The 611-nt window shown below is 64.6% G+C and carries 1 pseudogene; it reads left to right on the top strand.

The annotated features are described in order from the left end of the window. Positions 1-611 (top strand): annotated as a pseudogene (locus ACXJ3V_RS20385) (hypothetical protein); the annotation flags it as partial.

Genomic DNA, 611 nt, shown 5'->3' with positions numbered 1-611 from the left:
GCTTGTGGCATCCGCAGGAGGGCGTCGTCAACGGCCACTTCGAGCCGAGCGACAGCGAGCGCATCCAGAAGGTCGGGCAGCTGCGCATGGGCGTGGCCAAGGTTGTCGAGGACCCGCACTACACGCCTGACTCCGCCCGCAAGTACCTGGTGGCCGACCTGATCACGGGCTGGGGTCTGGCCGAATCGGTGCTTCACTACTACAGGCTCTACGGCGGCGAAGTCGCCGGCAAACGCGTCATCGTGCAGGGCTGGGGCAATGTGGGCTCTACCGCGGCTTACTATCTTGCGCAAGCCGGCGCGCGCGTGGTCGGCATCATCGATCGCGAGGGCGGGCTGCTCAATCCCGACGGCTTCAGCTTCGAACAGATCCGCACGCTGTTCCTGCAGAAGAAGGGCAACCAACTGGCCGCGGAAGGAATGCTTCCTTTCGACGTAATCAATCGTGCTGTCTGGTGCGCGGGCGCGGAAATCTTCCTGCCCTGCGCCGGGTCGCGCCTGGTGACGCAGCAGCAGATCGAGCAGTTGGTCAAGGGCGGGCTCGAAGTCGTGTCCAGCGGCGCCAACGTGCCCTTTGCCGATCGCGAGATCTTCTACGGCCCGATCTACGAG

This window comes from Microbacterium sp. P5_E9 (assembly GCF_054049175.1).
This window is presented reverse-complemented; position numbering and strand designations above follow the sequence as displayed.